The organism is Faecalibacterium hattorii, from assembly GCF_003287455.1.
GTDB lineage: Bacteria > Bacillota > Clostridia > Oscillospirales > Ruminococcaceae > Faecalibacterium > Faecalibacterium hattorii.
This window is the reverse complement of record NZ_PRLC01000007.1, coordinates 61,440-75,652: the sequence shown is the minus strand read 5'-3', so window position 1 is coordinate 75,652 and position 14,213 is coordinate 61,440. Positions and strand designations below refer to the sequence as shown.

The window sequence follows — 14,213 nt, the reverse complement described above, 5'->3', positions numbered from 1 at the left end:
GCGAATCGCTACCCCTTAGTTTAACTGTTCAGCGCAGTTTTGTCAACGAAAAGGGAAAGACAGGATCGACCCATCAGCCGTTTCCCTCCGCCAGCGCTGCCCGCTCGGCGGCGGCAAGGTCGTTCTGCGCCGGGCCGAAGAGGGAATCGTACCGGTAAAGTGCCCAGCCCTGTGCGCCCCAGCGGCGCAGGTCGGCCACCTGCCGGGCCAAGGCGCTGCCGGTGGCCCACTGGCTCGTGCTGTCCTCGTTGGCGCCGCCGTCGCCCACGCCGACCCGGTAGGCTCCAAGGCCGAAATAAAGCGCCACATTCGCCGCGCGGGCCATGCCCAGCCACTCCGGCACGATATTCTCAAAGGCAAAGCGGGTGCTGCCCGACTGCAATTGGTAGCCGTAGCCCCAGTAAATTTGGGGGCAGAGATAGTCCACCACGGCCTCTTCGCCGGAGGCCGCCAGCCAGCCGTAAACATCGCTGTACTGGGTGGCAAGGTCGTTGTCCGGGTTGCCCTGCGGGCTGATGCCGAAGCGCAGGGTCGGGTCAGCAGCCTTCACGGCGTCGCGGGCCGCTTTGACAAGGGCCGTCACGTTCGCCCGCCGCCAATCGGCGAGGTCGGCCTCTCCGCTGGCCGCGAACTGGGCCGCGTCAAGGGAGGCGTCCGTGGTGGGGTAAAAATAGTCGTCGAAGTGGATGCCGTCCACGGCGTACTTTTCCACCAGTTCGGCCACGCCTTGCACCACATAGGCCGCCGCTTCCGGGACGGCGGGGTTCAGGTAGACCCCGTCTCCCACGGTGCAGCACCACTCCGGGTGGGTGTTCATCAGGTTCGTGTCCGCAATGCTGGGCGGCATGGCGGCGGAACTCTTCAGCCGGTAGGGGTTCACCCACGCTTCCAGCGAAAGCCCCCGCCCGTGGGCCTCCGTCACCAGCACATCCAGCGGGTCAAAGCCGGGGCCCTGCCCCTGCGTCCCGGTGCAGAGATGGCTCCACGGGAACAGGCTGCTCTCGTACAGCGCATCCCCAAAGGGCCGCACCTGCGCGATGACCGTGTTCAGCCCCAGCGCGGCGCAGTTGTCCAGCAGCTCCGCAGCGGCGGTGCGGAAGGCCTCCTCGGAGGAAAAGTCCATCCGCGCCCATTCCAGATAGCTCACCCAGACGGCCCGCCACTCGCCGGAGGGCAGGGCCGGGTTCGGTTCCGGTGCCGCTTCCGGGGCGGTCGGAGACTTCGACTCGGTTCCATTTTGGATAGAATGGTGCACAATATACGCTCCGGCGGCAAGTGCGGCCCCGCCGAGCCCTGCCAGAAACACCCGCCGCCGGATCTTTTTCCGGCGGCGTGGAGCTCTCCGCCGCTGGGTCATGCGTCCTCCTGCATCTTATACAGGCTCAGCGCGGCCCAGCCGCGGGCACAGGCCAGCAGCACCCAGAGCAGGTTGGCCCAGAAGCTCAGATTCGTCATGCCGCCGTAGACCGTCAGCAGTACGAACATCAGGTGGAGCACTTCCGCCGCGCCCACGAGCTGCAGCTGCCGCTGGATGGGCTTGCCCTTCTGGTATTCCAGCCCCAGCAGGGCAGGCCAGACCAGCGCCGAGCAGATGTACGCCGCCCAGCCGTTGACCACATAGCTGAGCATCAGCACCACGAAGACGCAGAAATAATTCCGCTTCTCCTTGGCCGGGCTGCCCTTTTCCGCCGCCAGAAACAGGACGGTGATGCCCGTGATGCAGAATGCGATCATCTCCAAGAAGGAGAAGTCCATCCCGCCCAGCACCGCAAAGCCGTTCAGCATCGAAGCCGCCGCCGCGCACAGCAGGAAAAAGTACCATGTCTTGTGGGTGAATTTCAATTTCATGAGGAACCTCCCGCCCGTGAGACCGGCACGGGCCGCCGTAAAATTTGGAATTTTTCAAATATTATAACACAATTTCCCGCGTGTTGTGTTACAATAAGGAAAACTCTCATCAAAAACTCAGGAGGGCGACATGAACGCTGTCTTTTCCATCATTCTGCTGGCGGTGGCGCTGGGGGCCATCGTCCTGCTGCTCACCCGGCGGGAGAACACCCGCCGTAGCCAGTACGGCCCCACCGGCCTGAGCGAGTTCCGCACCGACCTGCCGCTGGACGACTGCTTTGACCGCCTCGACGAACATAAGGACACCGACGAGTTCGTGTACGAGTGCCGCCGCGAGAACGACGGCGGCTTCCTGCTCCACCTGACGCTCCACCAGCCCACCCAGCAGCCGCTGGATACCCTGTACACCCTCCGGCTCGACCCCGGCCGCCAGACCGTCGTCACCCTCATCTTCATCCGGGAGGCCTTCGGTTACAAGGAGCCGCTCTTCCCGCAGGAAATGCTGGACCGCTTCCTGATGCAGAAGCTGGATGCCCACCGCACCAAATAATTTTGCAAAAATCGCTTTTCATTTCCCGTCTTTTTTGTTATACTATCCTGTAGCACTCCGCCCGGATGCGGCGGCGCTCTGCGGGTCAGTAGCTCAGTTGGTCAGAGCTGGCGGCTCATAACCGCTTGGTCGCGGGTTCAAGTCCTGCCTGACCCACCAAAATAGCACGAAGGTTCCGGCCTTCGTGCTTCTTTTTTGCTCATTCGTACAGTTCCTTGCTCATTTGGCTGCGAATTTCTTTGCGCCGCTTGTCATAGACCTGCGTATAGATCGCAAGGGTCGTACTGGGCTGTGCGTGTCCGGTTTCTGCGGCCACCGTTGCCACGCCGATCTCCGGGTTGGACAAGAGGATGCTCACAAAAGTGTGCCGAAACATATGAGGATGCAGCCCTTCAATGCCTGCCCGCTGTTCGATCCTGCGAACCAGTGCGCCGTAGCTGTCCGGGTTGATAGGAAATCCGTGGTCGTTGCAGATCACGAAGTCCGTTCCCCGAAGGGCAAGGAGCGAGGGCGCATACTGGGAACTTTTCTTATCAAGGCTTTTCTGCCAACTTCCTCCCATCAATTTTTTCTGGGACTTCCAATACTTATAATATTCTTTGAGGAAGTCCATGTACTCTGGAGCAACGTCCACATCCCGGATGTTGCTTTCCTTTGTAGTAGTCAACTGGTAGCCGTAATCTTTGAATACCAGAAGCGATTTGGAAATATGTATGGTACATTCAGTAAATTCAAAACAGCTTCCTGCTGGTCGGGACGCAGCACCGGCCACCGATCAATAATCTGCATTTGCTGAGACGTAAGTACCACCGGGGTAGACTCACTTCCCTCTGCCTTAGCAAAAAACTCAGAAAGTGTAATCTAAAAGGCATCGCAGATCTTTACAAGCGAAGGAATGGACGGGGTCGCACTGTTGTTATACCATGTGGAAATGGTGATCGATTTCATCCCCGCATGAGTTGCCAAATCGTAAAGCGACCATTTGCGTTCTTTACGGTAGGCGGTTATAGTGTTCAGAATGTTGTCCACCGCCACTCCTCACTTTCGTACAGTAAACTTTTGCCTATTATACCGTACTACGCAGAAAATTATAATCCTTTTCGCCGTATAAAAAGTACGAAGCTTGGGAGTGCTAAAATCGTGGATTAACCGTCCGCATGGAACGGTTTATATGCTAAAACAAAAGCCGCCCGAAGGCAGCACGGGAATTTTATTGGACGGAAAACAGTGCTTGGTATCAAAATTTTTTGTGCGGCATCTACTGCCCACTTAACGAGAAACCGGGTCGGCGGCATCGTAAAGAGCTTGTGCCATGCGGCTGGCATCCTCCGGGGTCATCAGGTCCTGCACCACGTTGTGGATGGCGGTGCCCACCGCAAACTCGTATTTGGGGACGGAGAACTGGTCCAGCTTTTCACACTACGCTGTCCCAGACCAAAGCTCCCCTTGGAGCTGTTCACAATGCCACCACTCAGCAGGGGCTTGCGTGGTATTGTGATTATCAGTTGATAGACCGACTCTCATGGCTCCTTAAGCAGCTGTTTTAATATTACGCTATTCCAGGGCTCTGACCGGTGGTTACGGTACATGCCATTCCTAGACGATTACCTAAATTTACAATCAGGTACAGAAGTTTCTCTTTTGAAAAGCTGTAGTTGTTCCACCCATGCCGAGCGTGGTTTTGATGCCGATTCCACCATACGGTGCAAAAGAGAGCAATGTATTCCACAATTCCAGAAGTGGTGGTGCAAGGTGAGCTTCAACCGTTACATTTCCGAGAAAGGACGGGATTCGTGTTTCTTTTAGCAGGTAACGTGTCGTATGGAGATTGTAATCCACAATGTGAAGTCCCTGCTGTAAAGCTTGTAGCGCATCAGAATCTGTAAGTGCGTATTCTGGGAACGTTGTATTCCAATGTGTAATCAAACTTTGCAGGATCAGGTTTTCCTGTGGGTAAATAGCATAACGACCGGCCTGCTTGAAGGCACATGGCGACTGGAAAATCAATTTCGTGCGGTTTTCGCTGCAGGAACGCCCGGCACGAATGATTTCCGCAGCAGAAACCGCTGAAGAGACATGGACCTCTGAAACAGATAACACCAATTCATGCAGAGGGATTTCCTTTGCAGATTCCAAAACGGGAAAAACTACCTGTCGAGCAGCGTCATTCAGCAGGTTGACCGTCCAGATCAAAGACTGTTTTTCCGGCGAAAAACATAGAAAATGCGCAATGGGGTGTTCCCCTTGCAGATGCATCTGCTCTCCAAATTCAGAAGAAATCTGTGACATCAGCCAACCATACAGACGATAGGCCCACGACTGGGGAATCCGCACATCATTGGGGGGAGATAAAACCAGTTGAATCTGCTGGATCATAAGATACTCACCCCGCAATGTCCATAGGGATAAAGCCGACCACGAAAGCGAGCATATTTCATGGTGTGCGGGGAAATGCCATTTTCGGCATCACGCTCATGCTTATGTTTACGGAACATCTGCGCCATTTGCTCTGCTGTCCAGCGCAAACCTTCTTTTTCGCCCAGATAGAGATATGCTAGCGACTTGGCAAAGAACCCGGAGCCGCCGCCCAGGATCAGATAGGGCTGCTGCGGCAGGTTGACGGCACCGCGCGGCAGGGTAAAATGCCGAGCGTAGGTCTGCTGATAGGATGCATCGAACTGTTGGATGGATTCCAGCAGAGAGTCTTTTGTAATGCGGCCCTTCAGAACAGACTGATCCAGGGTCAGCTTGAACCGGATGGCTGTGCCCGGTGCGACGCATTCCCGGCAGAGGTTGATGCTGTGGGTTCCGCCATCTGTGGCGGAGTCTGTTTTTCCGGCCAGCATCATGCAGTTGTCCGGGATTGAGAGACTGTCCGAGATCTGAATGCCGCGGAAAATGCTGTTGACAGCGTCCGAAGCGATGCTTCCATCTTTCAGAGTGCGCAGGTGCAGCTGGTTGACATATTTCTCTTCCGGAAAGGTGGCCCGGCGGTTTGGTGCAAGGCTGTGTCCGGTACTGCGGTCAGCCAATACCGCACTCAGCAGCCATGCAGTACGCAGCGCACCCTTGATGCTGCTGCCGGGAATGTAGGCGTGCCCTTGTGCATCACGCTGGAAAGCATGGATTCCTTTCAGTGAATGCTTGGCATCCAGAGCATCACCTGCCACAATCTGATAACGAGTCAGTGTTTTCAGTTCCACATCGGAAATGCCGCAGTCTTTGGTCAGGAACGCCCAAAGATTGGACTGGTCACTAAGCATAAACTGCTCATACTTGTCCACCAGATCGCGTTCGACCAGAAAGCTGAAAAATTTTTGCTCGTCCAGAAAGGAGACTTTGCCATTGCGGGTGTTGTACATGTACTCTTTTTTGGTACAGCTGCTGCCATTGCCAACAAACAGAGGTGCCCATACATTCAGAGTAAGGTCGAAGATCTGCAGATGATCCTGCTGAATCATAATGTCACCCCCATAAAGATCGGTTTGGAATAGCGGTATACCGGATGCACATCCGACAAGCCAACATCATACAAAGCACCCTGATAACGATTTTGCAGGACAGATCCTGCCGAAAGGGCATACTGCGTTTTTTTCTTCAGTGGCGTTTCCACACGATCAGATGCCATGAAGCCGCTGCGGCGTACGAGCTGGAAAGAGGCGTCTTTCAGCGCGCTGTCCAGTTCATCTGTCTGCGGCAGGCTGGTGCTCAGCAGCAGATAAGGTGCATGCTCGGCAGAAAGAGCGTGATACATCCACTCTGTCTGTTCGTCAAAAGGTTCGTTCAGATAAATCTTGGCCACGACATGGAACTTTCCATAACCAGAGCTGACTTTGCCGCCGATGCCGGTAGCGCCCAGCTGATTCAGCAAATACTCCAGATCTTCATCCTGACCGTCTTCGGTAAATCCGCAGATGGAATACAGTCCGCAGTCCGGCGCAAAACAAAACAGTCCAACCTGATACGGCATGGTATCCCCCTGCATGGGAACGGCTGCCTTGGTTTGCTCATAGTGGGTGCCAAAGCTTTCCGGTTGCTCGTCAGGGGTAAAATGACCTTCATGTAGGCTTCTGGCGTAGCGGTCAAATTCCAACACAGGGATCCAGGCTAGTTTTTTTACCTTTTTGCGCAGGGTGGTTTCCACTTCCTCAGCGGATTCTGACGCGGCAATGGGTTTTGGCAGGTAAAACGTTTCGCCATACCAGGGCATTGTATCGCTGAGCAGGAATTTTCCCTGCTGGACCTGCGCACAAAGTTGTTCCAGAGCTTCTTCTCCATGCTGGACGAGGGTCTCATGGCAGAGGGCAGAAAACAGGGTATCTGCCCGCAGGGTTTCTTCGGAGGTATAAAGTGACAATGCAGAGTCGGCTCCTCCGAAATGAACAGCTGTGTCAAACTGAAGCTTAAACAGAAAATAGTTCATAACTATCCACCTCATCAAAGAGGGATTTCAGGTGGCTGAGATCCACCTGCGCGCCATAGCCTTCCAGCGCAAAGTTTTTCAGGCTGACACGGCCGCTGCCGCGGGAACCATGGCCGCCCAGATAATCCATCTGCAGCAGCTTCATGCCTTTGGCCAGAAGAGAAAGATCTTCCTCGACCTGTGCCGGGTCGGTCACATCGTAAACGATGCTGACACCGAACTTTGCACCGGCGATCACACGTTCGATCTGGCGAGGATTGGCCACAGAGTTGGCACGGGAAATTGCGTTCTCGGTCTTGACCTCGGTCACACCCACGTTGGAAAGCTCTTTTGCATTGGACAAAAAGGCATCCGCAAACTGCAGGCGGGAACGGCGCACCGGCTCCGAGGAACCGAACAGGCGCAGAATGCGCTCGTCGTCCTTGTCAAAAACAGGCATGTGTTCGATATCCTGACAGATGCTGCGGGCCAGCAGGGTACGCAGTTTGCCTTTCAGACTGCTGCCGGGTACGATGGGATAACTGGTATAAGGGTCACGCACCACCGGGCTGTCCACAGCACCAATGGCAGAAAAGGCAGAGGAACCGCCGATGTGCATACCGGTGCGCACTTCCAGATCGCACCGGATCAGAATTTTTCCATACATAATTACCCCTCCTTGCCGCCAAAGTAGCGGTGGAAAGCGACCAGCGCTTCCATGTAGTGTGCAAAGCGGATCAGATCCGCACGGTCGGTGGAAATGCCCTTGAGGTATTCTAGCAGATGTGATTGTGAAATAAAGTCTTTCATGGGATAAGCTTTATCTTTACCGACACTTTCTCCGGTATCGCGACCATATTCATAGGCTACCCGAACTCGCATCAGATTAATCTTTACAACACTTTCGGGCAAAAGTGCTTCTTCGGTGCGGAGATTTTCAACGTTAAAAATCTCTGTTACAAGACTCAGCAGGCCACGGATCTTGCTAGTGGTCACTTTTTTGGGCTGACTCATCAGGTTGCTCATAATACGCTCGGCTTCGTCTACATAATCTTCCGGCACCTTTTTCGGCGTGATCTCCGGCGGCAGCTCTTTCTGCTGTCCATAGCTGTGGCCATTATCATTCCATCCTGCCATCTGTGTCGCCACCCTTTCTGTTCTGATAGACATAAATATAAATTGCGGTGATGAGCTGGTGACGCTGTACGGCATCCAATGCCCAATCCATCATGTTGTGAGAGAATTGCTCGTAAAGTTTATAATCTGGTGCATTCTTTTTTGGGGAAAGCCGCGCCAGCAGGTAAGCGTACCGTGCAAGGTTGATGCGGTCGTTTTCTGCTTCCCGCAGCAGTGCCAGAAGATTGTAGAGCATGGTGTTTCCATGCTCGGCGTCATCCTTGCCGAAGAAGCTTTGCAGGCAGCCGACCTTTTCGGTCAGGACCTTTGTACGGAATACATCCCACGCATAGATATGTCCCTGCTCCGGCTGCACCAGCAGATTGCCCTTTGCATCCCGTACTGCTTTGCGCTCCGGCGTAAACAGTGCCACTGCATTTTTGCCGGGCAGATGCTTGGCGGCTTCTTCCAGCGCGGCAGTTTCCTCGGCGGAAAGCCGGATGGGGTAATGGTCATCAAAGATGCCGATGCCTGCGCTGAGGGTCAGTGCACCGCAGGAAAATGCAGTGAAATTGCTCTGGATGCGCTGTGCTGCTTCCAGCACAGCGTTCCATGCGCCCACAAGGAACACATCATCGCCGCCGGCATAAACAATGCTCACTTGCAGCCCTTCGAGAATGCCGTTGATGTAGCACTTGAAAAACAGTGACATCTGCCGGGAGAACGCCGAGGTGCGGGACAGGGTAACATAGTGCATCCGTTTGACAGGGTCTTTCTCGTTTTCCTGCTCGAAACCGGAGATAAATGCGTGCCCGAGGTTGTCCACATCCATACGGCAGACTGCAATACGGCGCACGCCCTGGGACTGCCCGGCCAGTTCTTCCATGCTGTTGCTGGCGGCATAGTCGCCCACGTACAGATTGGTGCTGTACGTCAGACTGGTGAACGGTGCATTTTTGGTATACACCCGCACGATAGGTTCGTCAGAGTTCAGGCGCTTGCGGGCGGAAGCCGGATCGGTGAGGGAAAGATATTCGCTGCCGCCGTCCAGTGCAGGCAGCGTGCAGTCATCGGCTGCCGAGGGCTGACGGCTTACCACCAGCACGCTCTTGTGCTGAATTTTGTAGGAAAACTCCACAAACAGCCTGCACCACGGGCAAAGCTCGTCCGCAAGGTTGGCACTGGTGCCGCACACCTTGCATTCCCGGCCATCCGGGTAAGCGGCGGTACTGTTCAGCTGCCGCAGATCCTCTGCGGTATAGCGGTGGAATTTGTGCTGTTCCAGCAGCCGGTTCATCCGGCGGAACAGCTCTTTGTAGGGGCTTTTTTCAGCGGGGGTATTGGTCAGGTCGCTGCCGGAGCAGGGTGTCCATGCGTTGGCCAGAAACAGCTGGGTGCCGAACTGCTGCAGCAGCCAGCGGTTGAACTGCCGGTTCCACCGGGTCAGGGTATCGGCCACAGCGGCAGTGTTGGGCAGCAGCACATAGCAGTGTCCGCCGCCGCTGTAGATCAGGTTGGCGCGGGACACGCCGCACCCGGCCAGAAGCTCGTCCAGATAGTGCTCCATGAGCAGCTCCAGAAAGAACGACCGGCTGCGCAGGGAGCGCAGGGCTTTTTCGGTATGGACAGTATAAAGGAACTTCTGGATGCGGGAAAAATCAGCGGTATAGAGCAGAAAGGCGTCCTTCTGGCAAAAATCCTTCTCCTGCTCAAAAAGCGCCTTGCGCAGGTCGGTGATGTTGTTTGCCTGCACATATTCGCTGATACACGCCGCAATGGCTGCGGTGGTCTTGGCGTGATCAAACAGGGAAACATCCGGGCTTTCGCCGGTAAAGGTGCTGGACGGAAAACAACTGAACTGCGTTTCCAGCAGACCCAGCAACGAGTTGATCCACTCCGGCTGCGGCTGCAGATCCGGCAGGCACTCGCTCAGCTTGCGCACGGCATCTGCATAGACGGAAGCGGAAAGCGGCTGCTGCTGCCGTGGCAGCTTCAGGCTGCCGTCCTGCGGCTGCGCAGGCATCATCCAGCCGGGGTGCGTACCGTTCAGGTGGGTGAACACCGAGTCTAGCGGAAGGTCCCGCCGGAAGGAACTGCTTTCACCTTCGATCTCCCGGCGGTCCGCCGTGGCGGAAAGGGTGTCGGCCAGATAAACGATATAAGCGGGGGAGTCCTTGGGCAGTGTGTTCTGCACGCTTTCCAGCTCGGATGCATGGTGATAGCGTACACAATCCAGAATGGGTTTCCAGTCTGCGCCGGTCAGCATCTCGCACAGGAATTGATAGCCCTGTGCACTGTGGCTGCTACGCTGCCCGCCTGCACGGTACACGGCTTTACCGGTGTCGTGCAGCAGCCCGCCAAAGGTGGACTGCAGGGTAAGAAGATCCAAAATATCATCTCCTTTACAAACAATGAAATAACTGCGCAAAAATCCGGAAATAAAATTGGCAATTTTGTTTCAAACGTCACCATTTTGCTTTATTATAGCACATCCTGCCGGAATGCAAAAGATGCGAGGGAAAATATTTGAGCGGTTCCGGCTGGTCCTCTCGATTCTATACAGACCACCGCACAGGCAAGGTTAAGGCTGAACAAAAGAAAAACTCCGCATCAAAAAAGGTGCGGAGTTTTTTGCCCCCTTGCGGGGATAAGTTGCAATGGACTTGACCGACAGCAGATGACCGCAGCCATCAAGTTATCGTCCCCTTGCGGGGATAAGTTGCAATTGTAGATGAAGAGGCTATTTTGACACCTAAGTGGGTTATCGTCCCCTTGCGGGGATAAGTTGCAATTTGTAACATTTTCTTTGATGTGCCAGATATTCTGTTATCGTCCCCTTGTGGGGATCACATTATCAAACATTGAGAATTAGACCGATTAATTCGGGTTTTCGCCCCCTTACGGGGATAAGTTGCAATGATGTCTTGTATGTTGCCCAGTACAATGGAACGAGATTATCGTCCCCTTACGGGGATAAGTTGCAATTCTGTGTTAGACGATGCCTTGTATGGCTTATTTAAGGTTATCGTCCCCTTGCGGGGATAAGTTGCAATCCGTAAATTTAGATACACTATTTGCAACAGAAGCGTTATCGTCCCCTTGCGGGGATAAGTTGCAATTTTTACATCAAATTATAAAAGGAGTATTGAAAAATGTTAAATGTTTTCGCCCCCTTACGGGGATAATATGTGAAACGGCATATCATGAGGTCGGACATTTATTTCCGCCCCCTTACGGGGATCATATACTAAATATATCACAACCCATCGAAAAAAGGAAGAGCCAGAAGGTTGGAAAATGTTTGCTTTACTGTAATGCAGTAAATCTGCATAAAAAAGAACAAATGCAGACTCTCCGATTATAAACGCCGCAGTTGGTAAAAAGTCCCTTTTCAGGACGGCGAACCATACCGTCGGAACCGGGTAAACACGAAAACGCTCTGCTTCAGAGTGCTGCCGTCCGGAGAGATGGTCTCCTGACTCTTACGGAAAGAGCAGGCAGAAAATACCGGGATGCCTGCTCCTTCCAGCCGCAGGACAACCCGGTAGACAAAGGTAAACTCGCCCTGACAGAGTACAGCGTCCGGTTTCATGTGCAGGATGCGGGCGGCATATGCGGATGCCAGCGAGTCCAGTGCCGCCTCATCCGCAGCAGGGTCGATGGCAGGAAAGGCAAGGTCGATCACTTCGCCGTAAGCCTGCGCTGCTGCCTTCTGTTCGGCGCTCCACTGGGCAGACGGATGGTTGGTAAAGTTAATGAACATAATACACTCCCTTGTTACTGCAAAGAAAAAAGCTCACAAGTTGCAGATAGTTAAGCAAGAAGTTCTAAATTATTCTTCCTGAAAATGATGTTCATTACAGCCGGCGCAACGAGATACATAAAAAGCGTGTACATAGAATAACCGCGTCTTTCTTTTTGGTGCTGCTTGGTGTTGCCCCCTTGCGGGGATCATACGCTAAATATAGCACAAAATATCGAAAGAATAAAGGTCTGAAAAAACTTTATTTTATCTTGCATGCAGAACGGCTTCATGATATGATGCAGATAAAAGAAACCGCCCAGGATAAAACTGTAGCAGAATTTCCCGGTGCGAACAAAGTGACCGTATCACAGCGGCATGAGACCTGGTAGCAGAAGCTGCTGCGGATGCGGACAGAACAGGAGGATGTGTAAGATGGAACGCAATGTATTGCTTTTGTATATGAGTCCGTTCGGCAGAAATCCGAATATCCATACCCAAACCAACGAAGCGGCCGTTCAGGAACTAAGAAAGCACAAAGAAGGCCCGGACTACATTCTGGCGCTGTGCAGTGAGTTGGTGCGCACCAAACCTACCGTGCATCTGCCGGACGGAAAAACCTGCACCACTGTAGAGTATTTCCGGGATGTGTTCCTGCCTTCAGTGGACATTCCGGCAGAGCGGCTTGTGGTGATCCCGGTGCCGGACAGCATGGATGATCAAGCGCAGTTCCGGGCGATCTCTTTGCTGCTGGGTAAAATCGAAGCAGAAGATACCCTTTCCATCGACCTTTCTGGTGGTATGCGGGACACTGCCATGCTGCTGGTAACAGCTGCCCGGTGTATGCGGGACCTGCGAGGCGTGGAGACCCGCAGAGTGATCTATTCTGAGCTGTGCCCGGACGGGACTTCCCGCATCCACGACAGCAGTATGCTGTACAATTTATTCGACCTGATCACAGCAATGGACGAATTCTTTTCTACCGGAACGGCACAAAAGCTGAAAAATTACTTGCAGAGCGAAGGCGAAAACGACCCGGTTCTGCACATGCTGCTGACCTGCATCAATCGATTCTCGGATGATCTGGCTTTGTGCCGGGTGCAGGCACTGAATGAGGATCTGCGTCAGATCGCACAGGCATTACAGACACCGCCTAAAGAGAGCAAAACCCTGATCAGCCTGTTTTTTCATCTGTTGAATGATCGTTTCCGTATGGAATTCGAAGGTCTGCTGGCATCACAGGAAAATAACCGGAGGGCTTTGGATAAGCTGCCGGAACTGGTGAGCTGGTGTGCAAAGCATGGGTTATATCAGCAGGCGCTGACATTGTTGTGTGAGCAGATGCCGGAGTATATTTGCAGCCATATTTTTTTACAGCCTACGGAAAGCGGGCTCAAATATTTGGAAACACGGAAAGAGAACAAAGGGAAACCATGGGTGTATCCATTGTTTCATTTCCATTTCTGCCGGATGGCGCTGCTGCAGCAAAAACTTCACTATACGGCAGATTTGCGCTTGAACAGAAACAGAGAAAATGAAGACGGCAATATATTGTTTGGCGTGGCAAGTGCAGAAGAGGTCCACGACTATGTGAAGGAGGCAATTGATTTTGGACAGCTGGTCATAGACCATAAGGTACAGCGACAGGTCGAAGGAGCGGCAATGCTTTATCAAAGGGTGATACATTACCGCAATCAGGTCAACCATGCAAACGATAACTCTTTTGGCTTGCAGAGCGACCGCATTCTCCCGCTGGACATTGCTCATATTGAGCAGCTCCTGCAGGATGTGACGGACTACCTGCAGGAGCTCCGTCCCATGAGGCCAAATGTTCCTCAGGGTGCCAAAGCGCTTCCTGTTACAATGACCATTTCCGCAGGCATGGCGCTTGCCCTGTAACCTGTAAATAGAATAAGGATAACACAAAGCACCTCCGCTGCTGGCAAAACGCCAGTGGCGGAGGTGCTTTGTTGTCCCCTCGCGGGGATAAGTTGTAATCGGTATGTATATCACGATCGCCGACAAGAAGATGGGGTTTCCGTCCCCTAGCGGGGATAAGTCGTAAGCCCAATAAATCTCTAGACCGCCTTGCGGCTTTTGCTTTCGTCCCCTTGCGAGGTAAGCTGTAATCTCAGAGCGTTATTGAAAGGCATGATAAGCTGAATTTGCTTTCGTCCCCTTACGGGGGTAAGTTGTAATGTTGGGGGCAAGGGTCATCAGTAAGAATTCATGGGTTTCCGTCCCCTTGCGGGGATAAGTTGTAATGGCAAACTTCTCTAAAAAACATCGAAAAAGGTCTGTCGAAGCTGAGCAAATATACATTACACTCGTATTATACATTGAGTTGCATGAAAAGAAAAGTGCATTTGGGGCAAAATACTGTTTTTCTGTGGTGCGAACCGGAGGTTTTCAGGATGGCAGAGGCTTGTGCCGTGAGGAGGTTCGCACTGCCCTATGAAAGGAAAAGCACAAAGGCGACGTTTCAAGAACGCAACACGCTCATGTTTCCCAGTACAGTGCCTCCAGAAAAAGTCAACGGTTCTGTTCCGCATTTG

At 53.4% G+C, this 14,213-nt stretch carries 13 protein-coding genes and 1 tRNA gene; 3 read left to right on the top strand and 11 right to left on the bottom strand.

Translation table 11 applies throughout. From position 1 onward, the window contains the following. Positions 1-73 precede the first annotated feature (73 nt). Positions 74-1,357 (bottom strand): glycoside hydrolase family 10-like protein, encoded by a 1,284-nt coding sequence (locus C4N23_RS06355; protein WP_112144864.1) that lies wholly within the window; start codon positions 1,355-1,357, stop codon positions 74-76. Next, entirely contained in the window at positions 1,354-1,848 is a 495-nt protein-coding gene (locus C4N23_RS06350; protein WP_112144862.1) for a conjugal transfer protein TraD, read from the bottom strand. The genes C4N23_RS06355 and C4N23_RS06350 overlap by 4 nt, the downstream gene beginning before the upstream one ends. Positions 1,849-1,978: 130 nt before the next feature. On the opposite strand from C4N23_RS06350, the gene C4N23_RS06345 reads away from it, so the two are divergent. Both C4N23_RS06345 and C4N23_RS06340 read left to right on the top strand, forming a co-directional pair. Beyond that, complete coding sequence (locus tag C4N23_RS06345) at positions 1,979-2,398, top strand: hypothetical protein (RefSeq protein WP_097839116.1); 420 nt, start codon at positions 1,979-1,981, stop codon at positions 2,396-2,398. Between the two features lie 82 nt (positions 2,399-2,480). Next, positions 2,481-2,557: transfer RNA gene (locus tag C4N23_RS06340), tRNA-Ile, on the top strand. A 40-nt stretch (positions 2,558-2,597) separates the two neighbouring features. Here the strand turns inward: C4N23_RS06340 and C4N23_RS06335 are convergent. The 9 genes from C4N23_RS06335 to C4N23_RS06295 form a co-directional block, all read right to left on the bottom strand. Beyond that, entirely contained in the window at positions 2,598-3,170 is a 573-nt protein-coding gene (locus C4N23_RS06335; protein WP_242983742.1) for a tyrosine-type recombinase/integrase, read from the bottom strand. An 89-nt stretch (positions 3,171-3,259) separates the two neighbouring features. Beyond that, positions 3,260-3,427, bottom strand: a complete 168-nt coding sequence (locus C4N23_RS14440; protein WP_172678651.1) for a helix-turn-helix domain-containing protein — start codon at positions 3,425-3,427, stop codon at positions 3,260-3,262. A 591-nt stretch (positions 3,428-4,018) separates the two neighbouring features. After that, positions 4,019-4,774 carry a CRISPR system precrRNA processing endoribonuclease RAMP protein Cas6 gene (gene cas6 / locus C4N23_RS06325; protein ID WP_112144860.1) on the bottom strand — a complete coding sequence of 252 codons (756 nt, stop codon included), beginning with the start codon at positions 4,772-4,774 and terminating at the stop codon, positions 4,019-4,021. Next, positions 4,771-5,859, bottom strand: coding sequence for a type III-A CRISPR-associated RAMP protein Csm5 (gene csm5, locus C4N23_RS06320; RefSeq protein ID WP_055191687.1), 1,089 nt, complete (start codon positions 5,857-5,859; stop codon positions 4,771-4,773). Before csm5 ends, cas6 begins: the two co-directional genes overlap by 4 nt. Further along, positions 5,856-6,821: a type III-A CRISPR-associated RAMP protein Csm4 gene (gene csm4 / locus C4N23_RS06315; RefSeq protein WP_181567080.1), complete on the bottom strand. Its 966-nt coding sequence runs from the start codon at positions 6,819-6,821 to the stop codon at positions 5,856-5,858. The genes csm5 and csm4 overlap by 4 nt, the downstream gene beginning before the upstream one ends. Then, positions 6,802-7,467 (bottom strand): type III-A CRISPR-associated RAMP protein Csm3, encoded by a 666-nt coding sequence (gene csm3, locus C4N23_RS06310; RefSeq protein WP_097839112.1) that lies wholly within the window; start codon positions 7,465-7,467, stop codon positions 6,802-6,804. Before csm3 ends, csm4 begins: the two co-directional genes overlap by 20 nt. Positions 7,468-7,469: 2 nt before the next feature. Continuing rightward, positions 7,470-7,937, bottom strand: coding sequence for a type III-A CRISPR-associated protein Csm2 (csm2, locus tag C4N23_RS06305; RefSeq protein WP_181567079.1), 468 nt, complete (start codon positions 7,935-7,937; stop codon positions 7,470-7,472). Continuing rightward, positions 7,921-10,305, bottom strand: coding sequence for a type III-A CRISPR-associated protein Cas10/Csm1 (cas10, locus tag C4N23_RS06300; protein ID WP_181567078.1), 2,385 nt, complete (start codon positions 10,303-10,305; stop codon positions 7,921-7,923). The genes csm2 and cas10 overlap by 17 nt, the downstream gene beginning before the upstream one ends. Positions 10,306-11,307: 1,002 nt before the next feature. Beyond that, complete coding sequence (locus C4N23_RS06295) at positions 11,308-11,679, bottom strand: CRISPR-associated protein (protein ID WP_112144852.1); 372 nt, start codon at positions 11,677-11,679, stop codon at positions 11,308-11,310. Between the two features lie 414 nt (positions 11,680-12,093). Between C4N23_RS06295 and C4N23_RS06290 the strand changes: the two genes are divergently transcribed. Then, positions 12,094-13,557 (top strand): TM1812 family CRISPR-associated protein, encoded by a 1,464-nt coding sequence (locus C4N23_RS06290; protein ID WP_181567077.1) that lies wholly within the window; start codon positions 12,094-12,096, stop codon positions 13,555-13,557. The last annotated feature ends 656 nt before the right edge of the window (positions 13,558-14,213 follow it).